General features: G+C 55.3%; 16 protein-coding genes and 1 pseudogene. 7 read left to right on the top strand and 10 right to left on the bottom strand.

Annotated features, from left to right (window positions below; translation table 11 throughout):
- Positions 1 to 59: 59 nt before the first annotated feature.
- Positions 60 to 923: a nucleoside-specific channel-forming protein Tsx gene (locus tag ACH0WD_RS06140; protein ID WP_000752021.1), complete on the bottom strand. Its 864-nt coding sequence runs from the start codon at positions 921 to 923 to the stop codon at positions 60 to 62.
- A 299-nt stretch (positions 924 to 1,222) separates the two neighbouring features.
- A complete protein-coding gene (locus ACH0WD_RS06135) occupies positions 1,223 to 1,762 on the bottom strand; it encodes a DUF3251 domain-containing protein (protein ID WP_000198488.1) in 540 nt (179 codons plus the stop codon).
- 151 nt (positions 1,763 to 1,913) lie between these two features.
- Between ACH0WD_RS06135 and nrdR the strand changes: the two genes are divergently transcribed.
- The 6 genes from nrdR (at position 1,914) to pgpA (ending at position 6,024) form a co-directional block, all read left to right on the top strand.
- Complete coding sequence (gene nrdR / locus ACH0WD_RS06130) at positions 1,914 to 2,363, top strand: transcriptional regulator NrdR (protein WP_000543533.1); 450 nt, start codon at positions 1,914 to 1,916, stop codon at positions 2,361 to 2,363.
- 3 nt (positions 2,364 to 2,366) lie between these two features.
- Positions 2,367 to 3,470, top strand: a complete 1,104-nt coding sequence (gene ribD / locus ACH0WD_RS06125) for a bifunctional diaminohydroxyphosphoribosylaminopyrimidine deaminase/5-amino-6-(5-phosphoribosylamino)uracil reductase RibD (protein WP_001150227.1) — start codon at positions 2,367 to 2,369, stop codon at positions 3,468 to 3,470.
- An 88-nt stretch (positions 3,471 to 3,558) separates the two neighbouring features.
- Positions 3,559 to 4,029 carry a 6,7-dimethyl-8-ribityllumazine synthase gene (gene ribE / locus ACH0WD_RS06120; RefSeq protein WP_001021372.1) on the top strand — a complete coding sequence of 157 codons (471 nt, stop codon included), beginning with the start codon at positions 3,559 to 3,561 and terminating at the stop codon, positions 4,027 to 4,029.
- Between the two features lie 20 nt (positions 4,030 to 4,049).
- Positions 4,050 to 4,469 (top strand): transcription antitermination factor NusB, encoded by a 420-nt coding sequence (gene nusB / locus ACH0WD_RS06115; protein ID WP_000801129.1) that lies wholly within the window; start codon positions 4,050 to 4,052, stop codon positions 4,467 to 4,469.
- An 81-nt stretch (positions 4,470 to 4,550) separates the two neighbouring features.
- Entirely contained in the window at positions 4,551 to 5,531 is a 981-nt protein-coding gene (gene thiL, locus ACH0WD_RS06110) for a thiamine-phosphate kinase (RefSeq protein ID WP_000752134.1), read from the top strand.
- The gene (gene pgpA, locus ACH0WD_RS06105) at positions 5,509 to 6,024 is read left to right on the top strand and encodes a phosphatidylglycerophosphatase A (RefSeq protein WP_000154063.1); all 516 of its coding nucleotides are present in this window, start codon (positions 5,509 to 5,511) and stop codon (positions 6,022 to 6,024) included. The genes thiL and pgpA overlap by 23 nt, the downstream gene beginning before the upstream one ends.
- A 4-nt stretch (positions 6,025 to 6,028) precedes the next feature.
- Here pgpA and ACH0WD_RS06100 read toward each other — a convergent pair.
- The 5 genes and pseudogenes from ACH0WD_RS06100 to xseB all read right to left on the bottom strand — a co-directional run.
- A pseudogene (locus ACH0WD_RS06100) lies at positions 6,029 to 6,120 on the bottom strand (hypothetical protein); the annotation flags it as partial.
- A gap of 7 nt (positions 6,121 to 6,127) precedes the next feature.
- The gene (locus ACH0WD_RS06095) at positions 6,128 to 7,102 is read right to left on the bottom strand and encodes an aldo/keto reductase (RefSeq protein WP_001199860.1); all 975 of its coding nucleotides are present in this window, start codon (positions 7,100 to 7,102) and stop codon (positions 6,128 to 6,130) included.
- A 56-nt stretch (positions 7,103 to 7,158) separates the two neighbouring features.
- Positions 7,159 to 9,021 carry a 1-deoxy-D-xylulose-5-phosphate synthase gene (dxs, locus tag ACH0WD_RS06090; RefSeq protein ID WP_000006778.1) on the bottom strand — a complete coding sequence of 621 codons (1,863 nt, stop codon included), beginning with the start codon at positions 9,019 to 9,021 and terminating at the stop codon, positions 7,159 to 7,161.
- A 23-nt stretch (positions 9,022 to 9,044) separates the two neighbouring features.
- Positions 9,045 to 9,944, bottom strand: coding sequence for a (2E,6E)-farnesyl diphosphate synthase (gene ispA, locus ACH0WD_RS06085; RefSeq protein ID WP_000348074.1), 900 nt, complete (start codon positions 9,942 to 9,944; stop codon positions 9,045 to 9,047).
- Entirely contained in the window at positions 9,945 to 10,187 is a 243-nt protein-coding gene (gene xseB, locus ACH0WD_RS06080) for an exodeoxyribonuclease VII small subunit (RefSeq protein ID WP_001124944.1), read from the bottom strand.
- 209 nt (positions 10,188 to 10,396) lie between these two features.
- Between xseB and thiI the strand changes: the two genes are divergently transcribed.
- The gene (gene thiI / locus ACH0WD_RS06075; protein ID WP_000668648.1) at positions 10,397 to 11,845 is read left to right on the top strand and encodes a tRNA uracil 4-sulfurtransferase ThiI; all 1,449 of its coding nucleotides are present in this window, start codon (positions 10,397 to 10,399) and stop codon (positions 11,843 to 11,845) included.
- A gap of 43 nt (positions 11,846 to 11,888) precedes the next feature.
- Here thiI and phnV read toward each other — a convergent pair whose 3' ends face one another.
- Genes phnV through phnT form a run of 3 tightly spaced genes read right to left on the bottom strand, consistent with a single transcriptional unit; the run spans position 11,889 to position 14,661 of the window.
- Positions 11,889 to 12,686, bottom strand: coding sequence for a 2-aminoethylphosphonate ABC transport system, membrane component PhnV (gene phnV, locus ACH0WD_RS06070; RefSeq protein ID WP_000909793.1), 798 nt, complete (start codon positions 12,684 to 12,686; stop codon positions 11,889 to 11,891).
- A gap of 2 nt (positions 12,687 to 12,688) precedes the next feature.
- Complete coding sequence (gene phnU, locus ACH0WD_RS06065; RefSeq protein ID WP_000052716.1) at positions 12,689 to 13,549, bottom strand: 2-aminoethylphosphonate ABC transporter permease subunit; 861 nt, start codon at positions 13,547 to 13,549, stop codon at positions 12,689 to 12,691.
- 2 nt (positions 13,550 to 13,551) lie between these two features.
- The gene (gene phnT, locus ACH0WD_RS06060) at positions 13,552 to 14,661 is read right to left on the bottom strand and encodes a 2-aminoethylphosphonate ABC transport system ATP-binding subunit PhnT (RefSeq protein WP_000928788.1); all 1,110 of its coding nucleotides are present in this window, start codon (positions 14,659 to 14,661) and stop codon (positions 13,552 to 13,554) included.
- Between the last annotated feature and the right edge of the window lie 4 nt (positions 14,662 to 14,665).

Here is a 14,665-nt window from a genome sequence, read left to right as displayed (position 1 = left end):
CGCATGGCAGCATGCGCCCGAAACGGGCCAGAGGGCGACCTCTGGCCTTTTTTGCAGGTTTAGAAGTTATAACCCACGACCAGGTAGCCGCCCCAGCCGGTAGATTTCGCGCTGAAATCGCCGTCGCCCCAGTTCAGTTTTGCGCCATTCTGCCACTGTCCGCCGTTATGGAAGTAACGCGCAACGACCGAGTAGTGCCAGTGATCGTAGTTCAGCGCCAGGATATGGCTGGAAGCGATGGAATTGCTGGTACGGTTCGGATCGTCGCCTAAATCAGATCCCCAGTCAAAGTTGGTAAAGCCGATATAGCTCAGTTTACCGCCCCACAGATCGGTGATGGGGACGAAGTATTTCACTTTGAAACGGTAGCCGTCCCATTCGTTTTCATTGGACGCGCCGTAGTTTTGCCACTGATATTTCGCATACACGTTCAGCGACAGGCCCATCGGCAGGCCGGTGTCGATATCGGTCCCCAGACCCATATACCACGTGCTCTGGCGGCTGGCTTTGTTATCGCCCATATCGTAGATGTAGTTGTTGGCGAAATACCACTCTTTAAACGGGCCGAAGCTCAGGTCTGCGCCGGTCAGCTTATCAATCGAGAAACGCGGTTCGATTTCCATGAACAGCGGAGAACCGTCGGACCAGATACCTTTATCGTTGCCGTTACCCCAATCAAAGGTTTTGGGAATATCGATATAGCCGTAGAAATCAAACCAGTCTTTTTTGGCAAATGCTTCATATTCCAGATAGACGTCGTTGTTCAATTTCGGCGAGAAACGGGTATGGTAGCTGCCTACCACGTTTACGCTCTGGTGCCACCAGTCGGACAAATACTGCGGCTGATCATTTTCTGCTGCGTTAGCAGTAAAAGATGAGGTGAGCGCCAGCGCTGCGCTGACTGCGAGTAAAGTTTTTTTCATATGTATGCCACTGTTTGAAATCCCTTGCGGGAGTGAAAAGAACGCAATTTGCGTTTCTAAATATTTCGTGTTTCTGCGGAGCCTATTATAAAAATCATTGCTCACAAAAATATGTCTTGTTTCACATATCTATCATTTACGTAATCGATTGCGTTCACGTTTGCGCACTTTAGGCGCGGCGACAGTACTATCTTTCATGAATATTACCAATCCATGTCATAAATGACGGAAATGTCAGTAGGGCAACAAAAGTCGCGCGGGGGATGTTGCGGAACGCACAAAACGCTCCGCCAGAACGTTTATTGATTAACAGGCTGAATATCATGGATGCGAATGAAGCCTAACTGCGCCGGTGTGATCCCCTTCAACGGTAACGAAATATTGACATCACTGGGCGCCAGCAAGCTGGCAGGGGCATTTACCAGAAGGCTCTGTGCATTCACCTCCTGATAGTTCTCCGTAGTGCCCTGAAGTTGCCCGTACTCTACGGTAGCGCTGAATGCCGGCAGCGGATCGCGGGACTCGCCCTGAATGCGTAACGTTGCGTGAGCGCCGTCTGCGACAGGCGTAATCTCCAGCAATGTCATACGTAGCGTACCGATCTGACTCTCCAGCCGGGCAGGCGTATTGGCGCCAGGCAACAAATAGACGCCGCGGGTTGACTCCGCATTCAGCTTATTTTGTTGGGTAATTTTTACCGTTTCCTGATTCAGTTGGGTCATCTCTTTATTCAGGGTGCTAATGCTTTGATGCATCTGGCGAACTTCGCTCTGCGGCGCGCAGGCGGTCAGGCTCAAGAGACTTCCCACCAGGAGAATTCTTAGGTAACGTCTTGTCATGTCGATCATTTCCTTCGTGGTTCGATAGCGTAATGGTAGTGCGCTATACGCACAAAGGCACCGATCCTTTATCTCAAAAGCGCTCTGCCTTTGTTGTCGCGCCAGTTCAGGGTAAAATAGTGTTTTCTAAATCATCTGGTCAGGACGCCGTATGCATTGCCCATTTTGTTTCGCCGTAGATACCAAAGTCATTGACTCTCGTCTTGTAGGCGAGGGCTCGTCCGTGCGCCGCCGTCGGCAGTGCCTGGTGTGTAATGAACGCTTTACGACCTTTGAAGTGGCTGAACTGGTCATGCCGCGCGTGATAAAAAGCAACGATGTGCGCGAACCCTTTAATGAGGATAAGCTGCGTAGCGGCATGTTGAGAGCGCTGGAAAAAAGGCCCGTCAGCGCAGATGATGTTGAAATGGCATTGAACCATATTAAGTCACAATTACGTGCCACTGGGGAGCGTGAAGTTCCCAGCAAGATGATTGGCAACCTGGTCATGGAGCAGCTGAAAAAACTCGATAAAGTCGCGTATATTCGCTTTGCCTCCGTCTATCGCAGTTTCGAAGATATCAAAGACTTTGGCGAAGAAATCGCTCGCCTACAGGACTAAGCCATGCAGGATGAGTTTTACATGGCGCGAGCGCTAAAACTGGCGCAGCGTGGACGTTTCACCACTCACCCGAACCCTAATGTCGGCTGTGTCATTGTTAACAATGGCGACATCGTCGGCGAAGGTTATCACCAGCGCGCCGGAGACCCGCACGCCGAGGTTCATGCGCTGCGGATGGCGGGCGCAAAAGCCAAAGGCGCAACCGCCTATGTCACGCTTGAACCCTGTAGCCATCATGGGCGAACGCCGCCATGTTGCGATGCGCTGATTGCGGCCGGCGTCGCGCGCGTGGTCGCCGCGATGCAGGACCCGAACCCACAGGTCGCCGGGCGCGGGCTGTATCGCCTGCAACAGGCGGGTATTGCGGTCAGCCACGGGTTAATGATGAGTGAAGCGGAGGCGCTCAATAAAGGCTTCCTCAAGCGGATGCGTACCGGATTCCCTTATCTTCAGCTTAAACTGGGCACCTCCGTGGATGGACGGACGGCGATGGCCAGCGGCGAAAGCCAGTGGATCACCTCGCCGCAGGCCCGGCGCGACGTTCAGCGCTTGCGTGCGCAAAGTCACGCTATCTTAACCAGTAGCGCGACGGTATTGGCTGACGATCCGGCCTTGACGGTGCGTTGGGCGGAGTTAGATGCCTCTACGCAGGCGTCTTACCCGCAGGAAAATCTGCGCCAGCCGGTGCGAATTGTTATCGACAGCCAAAACCGGGTAACGCCTGCGCATCGTATTGTGCAGCAGCCTGGCGAAACGTGGATTGCGCGTACCCAGGAAGATAGCCGCGCGTGGCCCGATGCGGTTCGTACTATCAGCGTGCCGGCGCACAACGGACATTTGGATCTGGTTGTACTAATGATGCAGTTAGGCAGGCAGCAGATTAATAGCATATGGGTTGAAGCCGGACCGGGACTGGCAGGCGCGTTGTTGCAAGCCGGGCTGGTGGATGAACTGATTGTCTATGTCGCGCCTAAATTGTTGGGAACCCAGGCGCGGGGATTATGCGAATTGCCGGGGCTTGAGAAGCTCGCCGACGCGCCGCAATTTACCTTCAGCGAAATACGTCATGTCGGCCCGGATGTTTGCCTGCATATGGTGAGCGCATGAGTTCTCCCGTCGAAAGGGGAGCAGCGCTCAAATTATTATGATAAAATCCGCCCCCCTGCGGGGCCAAATGAACCCTGGAAGAGAGAATATGAACATTATTAAAGCTAACGTTGCAGCCCCTGACGCTCGTGTCGCCATCACTATTGCGCGTTTCAATCAGTTTATCAACGACAGCCTGCTGGATGGCGCGGTTGATGCCCTGACGCGTATTGGTCAGGTAAAAGATGATAATATTACCGTAGTGTGGGTGCCTGGCGCCTATGAACTGCCGCTGGCGACCGAAGCGCTGGCGAAAAGCGGTAAATACGACGCCGTGGTTGCGCTGGGAACCGTGATTCGCGGGGGGACTGCGCACTTTGAATATGTGGCAGGCGGCGCCAGCAATGGCCTGGCAAGCGTTGCCCAGGACAGCGGCGTGCCGGTAGCCTTTGGTGTTCTGACCACCGAGAGTATTGAACAAGCCATCGAACGTGCTGGTACAAAAGCCGGTAATAAAGGCGCAGAAGCTGCGCTGACCGCGCTTGAAATGATTAATGTATTGAAAGCCATTAAGGCCTGATTTTTTGTAAGGGGAATTCCGTGAAACCTGCTGCTCGTCGCCGCGCCCGTGAGTGTGCCGTCCAGGCGCTTTACTCCTGGCAGTTGTCCCAGAACGACATCGCTGATGTTGAATACCAGTTCCTGGCGGAACAGGACGTAAAAGACGTCGACGTTCTCTATTTCCGTGAACTGCTATCCGGGGTGGCGACTAACAGCGCGTACCTGGATGGTTTAATGAAACCGTATCTGTCCCGCCTGCTTGAAGAGCTGGGACAGGTTGAAAAAGCCGTGCTGCGTATTGCGTTGTTTGAGCTGTCAAAACGCAGCGATGTGCCTTATAAAGTGGCCATCAACGAAGCGATTGAACTGGCGAAAACCTTTGGCGCTGAAGACAGCCACAAATTCGTCAACGGCGTACTGGATAAAGCAGCTCCGGTGATTCGTCCCAACAAAAAGTGATTCACAGGCCGGAAAGATAGCGGGCGATGGATGATACCCGCCGTCTCCGGCCTTTTCTTTTTTTCTGCTGAGGCATAACGTATGGCATGTGGCGAGTTTTCCCTGATTGCCCGTTATTTTGACCGTGTAAGAAGCTCTCGTCTTGATGTTGAAACCGGTATTGGCGACGATTGCGCGCTCCTGAATATTCCTGAAAAGCAGACCCTGGCGATCAGTACCGATACGCTGGTGGCGGGCATCCATTTCTTACCCGATATCGATCCTGCCGATCTGGCGTATAAAGCGCTGGCGGTGAATTTAAGCGATCTGGCGGCGATGGGCGCCGATCCGGCATGGTTAACGCTGGCGCTCACGCTTCCTGACGTCGATGAGGCGTGGCTTGCCGCGTTCAGCGACAGCCTGTTTGAACAACTGGATTACTACGACATGCAGCTCATTGGCGGCGATACCACGCGCGGCCCGCTGTCGATGACGCTCGGTATTCATGGCCTTGTGCCAGTCGGCCGGGCGCTGAAACGTTCTGGCGCAAAACCGGGCGACTGGATTTATGTTACTGGCACGTTGGGCGATAGCGCTGCCGGGCTGGCGATTCTACGGGGCGATTTTCGCGTGGGAAGCTGGGGGGATGCCGACTATCTGGTCAAACGCCATCTGCGCCCGACGCCGCGTATTTTACAAGGACAGGCGCTACGCGATCTCGCCAGTTCGGCGATCGATCTTTCCGACGGTTTGATCTCCGATCTTGGTCACATTCTGCAAGCCAGCAACTGCGGCGCGCGAATCGATTTGGAGGCGCTGCCTGACTCCGAAGAACTGTGGGGACATGCCAATGATCCCGAACAAAAGCTTCGCTGGATGCTATCCGGCGGCGAAGATTATGAACTGTGCTTTACCGTCCCGGAGCTGAACCGTGGCGCGCTGGATGTCGCGCTTGGTCATCTGGGCGTGCCGTTTACCTGTATCGGGCAAATGACGGCGGATATCGAAGGGATCGCCTTTGTGCGTGACGGAGAACCTGTCACTTTTGACTGGAAAGGATATGACCATTTTGCCACGCCATAAAGATGTTGCGAAAAGCCGCCTGAATTTGCGCAATCCGTGGCATCTGCTCGCTACCGGCTTTGGCAGCGGGCTGAGCCCCGTGGTGCCGGGCACGATGGGCTCGCTGGCGGCGATCCCCTTCTGGTATCTGATGACGTTTCTGCCGTGGCAGCTTTATTCGCTGGTCGTGATGTTTGGGATCTGCATTGGCGTTTATCTTTGCCATCAGACGGCGAAAGATATGGGCGTACACGACCACGGCAGTATTGTCTGGGATGAATTTATCGGTATGTGGATAACGCTAATGGCGTTGCCGACGACGGACTGGCAGTGGGTGGCTGCCGGGTTCGTTATTTTCCGCATTCTGGATATGTGGAAACCCTGGCCGATCCGTTGGTTTGATCGCAACGTGCACGGCGGAATGGGGATTATGATCGATGATATCGTCGCCGGCGTGATATCCGCCGGCATACTGTATTTTATCGGTCATCACTGGCCGCTCGGTATTATTTAAAGGGTTTGCCGGATGGCGGCGTAAACGCCTTATCCGGCCTACCCCCGAACAATATATCGATTTCGCAGGCCCGATAAGCGCCGCGCCATCGGGCAATGGCGGATTATTTAAATCCCACCACCGGATGCTGTTTGTACGGTGTTTCGAGTTCGGCAATCTGCTCCGGTTTGAGCGTTAAATCAACGGCATTCAGCAACTCATCTAACTGCTCTTCACGCGAAGCGCCGATAATCGGCGCGGCGACGCCTCGTTTACTGAGTAGCCAGGCCAGCGCGACCTGCGCTCGCGTTGCGCCAAGCGCCTCGCTGACGCCAGCCAGCCGTTCCGCTATTTGCGCATCATTTTTATCGCTTTCAGCGTATAAATTTTTACCCACGTCATCCGAGACCAGCCGGGCCGTGGTTTCTCCCCAGGGGCGAGTTAAGCGCCCGCGCGCCAGCGGACTCCACGGAATCACGGCGACGCCTTCCTGCCAGCACAGCGGTAGCATCTCACGCTCTTCCTCGCGGTAGATCAGGTTATAGTGATCCTGCATGGTGACAAACGGCGCCCAGCCGTGTTGTTTTTGTAGCGCCAGCGCCTGGGCAAATTGTGAGGCGTGCATTGAGGAAGCGCCGATATAGCGGGCTTTACCCGCCTTCACCACGTCGTTTAGCGCTTCCAGAGTTTCTTCTATCGGCGTGGTGTAATCCCAGCGGTGGATTTGCAGGATATCGACATACTCCATTCCCAGACGGTTGAGGCTATCGTCAATAGAGCGCAGGATTTGCGCGCGGGACAATCCTTCCGGCAGATCGCCGACGCGATGGAAGACTTTCGTCGCTACCACCACCTCGTCGCGCCGGGCGAAATCACGCAGCGCGCGACCGACAATCTCTTCGCTGCTGCCGTCGGAGTAGCTGTTGGCGGTATCAAAAAAGTTAATGCCGCCCTCCAGGGCGCGCTTGATGATGGGACGGCTGCTCTCTTCGGGAAGCGTCCAGGCGTGATTGCCGCGACTCGGCTCGCCGAATGTCATGCAGCCCAGACAAAGGCGGGACACCCGAAGATCTGTATTTCCTAACGTGTTGTATTGCATGACTCCGCTCCTGTTATACCCGTCACTCTTCAAGCATAGCAGGAGCAAAGAGGGGATTATGCCTGCCAGGCCTTGATTTTGGCTTCAATGCCTGCGGCGTCGAGCCCCAGTTCCGCGCGGGCTTCTTCCTGCGTTCCTTGCGGGATAAAGAAATCCGGAAGACCGATATTCAGCACAGGTACAGGTTTACGATGGGCCATTAGCACTTCGTTTACGCCGCTGCCAGCGCCGCCCATAATGGCGTTTTCTTCCAGCGTCACCAGCGCGTCATGCTGCGCGGCCATCTCCAGAATTAACGTGTCGTCCAGCGGCTTAACAAAGCGCATGTCGACCAGCGTGGCGTTCAGCGCTTCGGCGACTTTCGCCGCCTCAGGCATTAAGGTGCCAAAGTTCAGAATCGCCAGTTTTTCGCCATGACGCTTCACAAGGCCTTTACCAATAGGCAGTTTTTCCAGCGGGGTTAGCGCCACGCCCTGCGCATTACCGCGTGGATAACGTACTGCCGTCGGGCCGTCGTTATAGTGATACCCGGTAAATAACATCTGGCGACATTCGTTTTCGTCGCTTGGCGTCATGATCACCATATCCGGGATGCAGCGCAGATAGGAGAGATCGAACGCGCCCTGGTGTGTTTGTCCATCCGCGCCAACGATACCGGCGCGATCGATGGCGAACATGACCGGCAGTTTCTGGATAGCGACGTCATGGATGACCTGATCGTAGGCGCGTTGCAGGAAAGTAGAGTAGATCGCCACGACGGGCTTATAGCCGCCAATCGCCAGACCTGCGGCGAAGGTGACGGCATGCTGCTCGGCGATGGCGACGTCAAAATAGCGATCCGGGAATTTACGTGAAAATTCCACCATGCCGGAACCTTCGCGCATTGCCGGGGTGATCGCCATCAGCTTGCTGTCTTTGGCGGCGGTTTCACACAGCCAGTCACCGAAGATTTTTGAATAACCGGGCAGACCGCCGCTGCTTTTCGGCAAACATCCGCTGGAAGGATCAAATTTAGGCACCGCATGGAAAGTGATCGGATCTTTTTCCGCGGGCTCATAGCCGCGGCCTTTCTTGGTCATGATATGCAGGAACTGCGGGCCTTTCAGGTCGCGCATGTTCTTCAATGTGCTGATAAGCCCCATGACATCGTGACCATCGACCGGCCCGATGTAGTTAAAGCCCAGCTCTTCGAACAGTGTTCCCGGCACAACCATGCCTTTAATATGTTCTTCGGTACGCTTGAGCAGTTCTTTAATTGGCGGTACGCCGGAGAAGACCTTTTTTCCGCCTTCGCGCAGAGAAGAGTAAAGCTTACCGGAAAGTAGCTGCGCCAGATGGTTGTTGAGCGCGCCGACGTTTTCCGAAATCGACATTTCATTGTCGTTCAGAATGACCAGCATGTCGGGCCGGATATCGCCTGCGTGATTCATTGCTTCAAACGCCATACCGGCGGTGATGGCGCCGTCGCCAATCACACAGACGGTGCGGCGATCTTTGCCTTCTTTCTCCGCCGCTACGGCAATACCGATACCGGCGCTGATGGAGGTGGAGGAATGCCCAACGCTCAGCACATCGTATTCGCTTTCTCCGCGCCACGGGAACGGGTGCAGACCGCCTTTCTGGCGAATGGTGCCGATTTTGTCGCGACGACCGGTAAGGATTTTATGTGGATAAGCCTGGTGTCCAACATCCCAGATTAGCTGGTCAAACGGGGTGTTGTAGACATAATGCAGCGCCACGGTAAGTTCTACCGTGCCCAGCCCGGAAGCGAAGTGCCCGCTGGAACGGCTTACGCTGTCGAGTAAGTAGCGGCGTAGCTCGTCGCAGAGTTTCGGCAGACTCTCTTTCGGTAACAGTCGTAACTCCTGGGTGGAGTCGACCAATGCCAGGGTAGGGTATTTGGCTATATCAAAACTCATCGCAAGCTCATTGGATATGGGGTTTATTTATCACGCTGGATTATGTAGTTCGCTAGCGCTTCCAGTGCCGAGGTGTCCAGTGATTGCGCGGCCAGCTGATGTAACGACTGACGGGCGTCCTCTATCAGGTCCCGGGCTTTATTCCGGGCTTGCTCAAGACCCAGAAGTGCAGGGTAGGTACTTTTGCCAAGCTGCTGGTCTGCGCCCTGACGTTTACCTAACGTTGCAGTATCGCCCACCACATCCAGAATGTCATCCTGAACCTGGAAGGCAAGGCCGATACTCTCTGCATAGCGGTCAAGTATCGGCAGAGTATTCCGTCCTTTATCGCCCGCGCTCAACGCGCCAAGTCTAACGGCGGCGCGAATGAGCGCGCCGGTCTTATGGCGATGAATGCGTTCCAGCGCGTCCAGAGTGATCCGCTGGCCTTCTGCCGCCAGATCCAATGCCTGACCGCCGCACATACCGGCGATACCGCTGGCGTTTGCCAGTTCGGCGATCATCGCGATACGATCGCGATCGGCGACTTCCGGCATCGGCGCGTCGCTGATAATGGCAAACGCCAGTGTTTGCAACGCGTCTCCCGCCAGGATTGCGTTGGCTTCGCCAAATTTAATATGGCAAGTCGGCAGGCCGCGACGCAAATCGTCATCGTCCATTGCTGGCAGGTCGTCATGGATCAGCGAATAGGCATGAATGCATTCGACCGCCGCAGCTGGCGCATCCAGCGTTGCCGTACTGACGCCAAACATTTGACCGGTGGCGTAAACCAGAAATGGCCGCAGGCGTTTACCGCCTAATAATGCGCCATACTGCATGGCTTCGACCACGGGAGTGTTCTGAAAGGGCAGTGGCGCGATAAAACGGCTCAGCGCCTGATTCGCTTGCGTTACGCAAGCCTGTAGCTGCTGCGTAAAGTCCATTTACTCATTATCCGCGATAAAAGGCTCAGGTGAAGCCTCTTCATTATCAGACAGCAAAATTTGCACGCGCTGTTCCGCCTGCTGCAGTTTTGCCTGCCCCTGACGCGCCAGTTGTACGCCGCGCTCGAATTCATTCAGCGCGTCTTCCAGCGGCAAATCGCCGCTTTCCAGGCGGGTAACAATATGTTCCAGCTCGCTCAGCGCAGTTTCAAAGCTGGCGGGCGCCTCATTTTTCTTCGGCATGATGACTGTTTGACTCTCTGTAATGGCAGCACAAGTCTATGGTAACGGACTCACACTGATAAGCAAATAACGCGCAATGGTAAGGGGAAATGCGCAAGATGTCCGTGATAGTGATATACTTCCGCGCCTGGATGCAGCCGTAGGTATGGGCTGCTGTACTATTTCTCCACGACAAGCCTTAGATTGCTTGCTAAAGAACCATTGCCGCCATGAAGTTTATCATTAAATTGTTCCCGGAAATCACTATCAAAAGCCAATCTGTGCGTTTGCGCTTTATAAAAATTTTAACCGGGAACATCCGTAACGTTTTAAAGCACTACGATGAGACCCTCGCGGTTGTCCGTCACTGGGATAACATTGAAGTTCGCGCCAAAGATGAAAACCAGCGTCTGGCGATTCGCGACGCGCTGACCCGCATTCCGGGGATTCACCATATTCTTGAAGTCGAAGATGTGCCGTTCACCGATATGCACGACATTTTCGAGAAAGCGTTGGCGCAGTATCGCGAGCAGCTTGAAGGTAAAACCTTCTGCGTGCGCGTAAAACGTCGCGGTAAGCATGAGTTTAGTTCCATTGAGGTGGAGCGCTATGTTGGCGGCGGATTAAATCAGCATATTGAATCGGCGCGCGTGAAGCTCACTAACCCGGATGTGACGGTGCATCTGGAAGTGGAAGATGATCGCCTGCTGCTGATCAAAGGGCGTTATGAAGGTATTGGCGGTTTCCCGATTGGCACCCAGGAAGATGTGCTATCGCTGATCTCCGGCGGTTTTGACTCCGGCGTCTCCAGCTATATGCTGATGCGTCGCGGCTGCCGCGTACACTACTGCTTCTTTAACCTTGGCGGCGCGGCGCATGAAATCGGTGTTCGCCAGGTGGCGCATTACCTGTGGAACCGCTTTGGCAGCTCCCATCGCGTGCGTTTTGTGGCGATTAACTTCGAACCGGTGGTCGGCGAGATTCTGGAGAAAGTTGACGACGGCCAGATGGGCGTGGTGCTCAAACGTATGATGGTACGCGCGGCGTCGAAAGTGGCGGAACGTTACGGCGTACAGGCGCTGGTGACCGGCGAAGCGCTGGGCCAGGTGTCCAGCCAGACGCTAACCAATTTGCGCTTGATCGATAACGTGTCTGACACGCTGATCCTGCGCCCGCTGATCTCTTACGATAAAGAGCACATTATCAACCTGGCGCGCCAGATTGGTACGGAAGATTTTGCCCGTACGATGCCGGAATACTGTGGCGTGATTTCAAAAAGTCCGACGGTGAAAGCCATTAAAGCGAAAATTGAAGCCGAAGAAGAAAATTTCGACTTCAGTATTCTCGATAAGGTGGTAGAAGAAGCGAACAACGTCGATATTCGTGAAATCGCCCAGCAGACCCAGCAGGAGGTGGTGGAAGTTGAAACCGTGAGCGGTTTTGGCGCCAACGATGTGATTCTGGATATCCGTTCTGTCGATGAGCAGGATGACAAGCCGCTGAAAGTGGAAGGCGTCGACGTCGTTTCGCTGCCTTTCTACAAGCTGAGCACTAAATTTGGCGACCTCGATCAGAGCAAAACCTGGCTGCTATGGTGCGAACGCGGCGTAATGAGTCGCCTGCAGGCGCTCTATCTGCGCGAGCAGGGGTTTGCCAATGTGAAGGTGTATCGCCCGTAATTCCTTTGCCGGGTGGCGGCTATGTCCTGCCCGGCCTACCGTTTTATTTCTGCCCCAACCGTTTTGCAATGCGCTCCAGCTTCATCATCAGCAGCAGCGTAATGGCCACCAGCACAATGGTCAGCGCCGCGCCGTCGGCGATATTTCCACGGTCGGTCAGGCTAAAGATCGCCACCGGCAGCGTCGTCCAGCCCGGCGGATAAATCATCATCGTCGCGCCCAACTCCCCCATGGAGAGCGATAAACTCAGCGCCAGCGCTGACACCATCCACGGCATCAATAACGGCAACGTCACGTGACGCAGACGATACCAGGGCGATGCCCCCAGACTCGACGCGACGTTTTCAATATCGGCGGAAATTCGCGCCAGTCCGGTCGACACGTTACTGAAGGTAAAGGCGGAAATCAGCACAAAGTGCGCTGTCAGCACAATCCATAGGGTGCCGTTCATTTGCAATGGCCCCTGGCTGAAAGCAACCAGAATGCCCAGGCCCACGGACACTGACGGAATCGCACTCGGCAGATAGAACACCATACTTAACCATTTCTGCGTTTTCACCCCATATTGACGCAGCGCCAGCGCCGCCCAAACGCCGCAAAGCAGCGCAAACAGGCTGGCGCAAAAGCCAATCGTGAGGCTGGCAAGTAGGGCATCCCATGCCGCACCGTGCAGAGCGTTAACAAAGTGGTTCAGCGTGAAGCCACTCGGCAGAATACCGTTCCACTGCTGGCTAAGGCTGGACATCAGAATCACCGCCAGCGGCAGGAAAAAGAACACGATAAACAGTACGCTAGCCACAACGCCCGCCGCTGCGCGTCCTTTAGGTGACCAAATTAGCATGGCTAGCTCCTTACGCCGGTACGCGATGCCGCCAGGCGATAGAGGGAGAACAGCCCCAGCGACAAGACAATGTTAATCAACGCAATCATGCAGGCGACCGTATAGTCGGACTCCAGAATCGCTTTGCTGTAAACCATCATCGGCAGGGTGTTAACCCCTTTCGCGCCAATAAACAGTACGATGCCAAACTCGTTAGTGGTCAACAGCAGGCACAGGCTGCCACCAGCCATCAGCGCCGGTAGCGCCGCCGGGAAAATCACCTGCCCAATCACCCGTAACGGGTGCGCCCCCAGAATGCTGGCTGCTTCTAGCTGGCTTTTATCAATTTGCCGCAGCGCGGCCATCAGTGGCCGCATCACCAGCGGAGTGAACACCGTGATCTCCGCCAGAATGACGCCCTGCATCGAGTAGAGAAAATCCACCGGCGGTAGCTCAAAGGCAAACAGGCTCATCAGCGTACCGTTGAGCAGACCCGCTGACCCATAAATAAAGGTGAACGCCAGCGTAATCAGGAAGGTCGGCAGCGCAATAAAAGTATCGACGACCCGACCAATCAACTCGCTGCCGGGGAAAGGAATAAACACCAGAATCAGCGACATCACGCTGCCCAGCAGCAGGCAACCGGCGGTGGCGAAAAAGGCGATTTGCAACGTGTTCAGTAACGCGCCGACAAAGCGTTTCGAGTCGACCACCTGGCGGAAGGTCTCGAGCCCGATCTCGCCATTGGCACCGCGTAGCGCCTGTTCAACGATGAGCGACAGAGGCCAGAAAAACAGCGTCGCCAGCACCAGCAACGGGAGCAGCAGCCACAGCAGCGGGCGTAGGTTAAGCGCCGGTTTTTCCAGAGGTAAAATGAGTGACATGGTTATACCTCAATCAGGACCGCATCATCCGGTTCGAACCACAGCGCCAGCTTGTCGCCCACGCGCGGCAGCGGATTGACATGCGTCAACACCATCCGCACCGTTTCGCCAGCAACGTCACACAACAGATGGGTTAAATCGCCCTGCCAGTGCACCGATTGCAGTGTGGCGTTGAAGCGGTTGCTGTAGTCCGAACGCGGCGTCAGGCTGAGGTGCTGAGGACGAATGCACAGCAGTTTGTTGTAACCGTGGTGGCTGCCCCGGCTGAACGCGCGAATCACCGCACCGCCGCAGCTGACGTCCACCAGCCCCGGAGCCTCCGTTATCCCCAGCGCGATAGCGGAGAGAATATTGGCGCGACCTAAGAATTCGGCGGCAAAACGATTGGGCGGATGCTGATATAGCGCGCGGGTTTCGCCGTGAGCAATCAGCGAGCCATCCTTCATAATGCCGATTTTATCGGCCAGAGTGAGCGCTTCCGTTTGATCGTGGGTGACGTAGAGAATAGTGAGTTCCGGCAGCTCACGGTGAAGACGGGCGATTTCTTCCACCATATTATGACGAATCTGTGCGTCCAGCGCTGACAGTGGTTCATCCAGCAACAGCACGCGCGGTCGCACGGCAATCGCGCGGGCGATGGCCACGCGTTGCTGCTGGCCGCCGGAAAGTTGATGCGGATAACGGGCGGCGTAATCACTCATGCCAACCGTTTTCAGCGCCTGCGTTACACGCTCATTAATTAGCGCCTTTGGCTGCTTCTGCGCACGCAGGCCAAAAGCGACGTTGTCTTCCACTTTCAGATGCGGGAACAAGGCGTAGTTCTGCACCACCATCGCCAACCCGCGTTTATAGGGTGGCAGATGGGTGACGTCCGTATCGCCAATCAGAATACGACCGCCTGCAGGTTGCACAAAGCCCGCAACCGCACGCAGCACCGTCGTTTTTCCAGATCCTGATGGGCCAATCAGCGCCAGCACTTCGCCAGGTTCAATCGTCAAAGAGAGCGGTTTAAGCACCACGTTGCCGTGATACGCAACGCGCAGCGAGTCGAGGACTATCCCCGATGTCCCCTGCGATGCAGGGGCGTGAACGGCGGTCGTTTTCATCAGCATCAGG

Source organism: Salmonella sp. 2020_1395 (assembly GCF_043848115.1).
Classification (GTDB): domain Bacteria; phylum Pseudomonadota; class Gammaproteobacteria; order Enterobacterales; family Enterobacteriaceae; genus Salmonella; species Salmonella enterica.
The sequence above is the reverse complement of the archived record's forward strand: the minus strand, read 5'-3'. Positions and strand labels throughout refer to the sequence as shown.

What these genes read in the sequence shown, in the direction of transcription:
- phnV (WP_000909793.1), bottom strand. Translation starts at nt 12,686, where the DNA reads ATGCTAATTTGGTCACCTAAAGGACGCGCAGCGGCGGGCGTTGTGGCT.
- pgpA (WP_000154063.1), top strand. Translation starts at nt 5,509, where the DNA reads ATGACCATTTTGCCACGCCATAAAGATGTTGCGAAAAGCCGCCTGAAT.
- xseB (WP_001124944.1), bottom strand. Translation starts at nt 10,187, where the DNA reads ATGCCGAAGAAAAATGAGGCGCCCGCCAGCTTTGAAACTGCGCTGAGC.
- ribD (WP_001150227.1), top strand. Translation starts at nt 2,367, where the DNA reads ATGCAGGATGAGTTTTACATGGCGCGAGCGCTAAAACTGGCGCAGCGT.
- ACH0WD_RS06135 (WP_000198488.1), bottom strand. Translation starts at nt 1,762, where the DNA reads ATGACAAGACGTTACCTAAGAATTCTCCTGGTGGGAAGTCTCTTGAGC.
- thiL (WP_000752134.1), top strand. Translation starts at nt 4,551, where the DNA reads ATGGCATGTGGCGAGTTTTCCCTGATTGCCCGTTATTTTGACCGTGTA.
- ribE (WP_001021372.1), top strand. Translation starts at nt 3,559, where the DNA reads ATGAACATTATTAAAGCTAACGTTGCAGCCCCTGACGCTCGTGTCGCC.
- dxs (WP_000006778.1), bottom strand. Translation starts at nt 9,021, where the DNA reads ATGAGTTTTGATATAGCCAAATACCCTACCCTGGCATTGGTCGACTCC.
- ACH0WD_RS06140 (WP_000752021.1), bottom strand. Translation starts at nt 923, where the DNA reads ATGAAAAAAACTTTACTCGCAGTCAGCGCAGCGCTGGCGCTCACCTCA.
- ispA (WP_000348074.1), bottom strand. Translation starts at nt 9,944, where the DNA reads ATGGACTTTACGCAGCAGCTACAGGCTTGCGTAACGCAAGCGAATCAG.
- thiI (WP_000668648.1), top strand. Translation starts at nt 10,397, where the DNA reads ATGAAGTTTATCATTAAATTGTTCCCGGAAATCACTATCAAAAGCCAA.
- phnT (WP_000928788.1), bottom strand. Translation starts at nt 14,661, where the DNA reads ATGCTGATGAAAACGACCGCCGTTCACGCCCCTGCATCGCAGGGGACA.
- nrdR (WP_000543533.1), top strand. Translation starts at nt 1,914, where the DNA reads ATGCATTGCCCATTTTGTTTCGCCGTAGATACCAAAGTCATTGACTCT.
- phnU (WP_000052716.1), bottom strand. Translation starts at nt 13,549, where the DNA reads ATGTCACTCATTTTACCTCTGGAAAAACCGGCGCTTAACCTACGCCCG.
- ACH0WD_RS06095 (WP_001199860.1), bottom strand. Translation starts at nt 7,102, where the DNA reads ATGCAATACAACACGTTAGGAAATACAGATCTTCGGGTGTCCCGCCTT.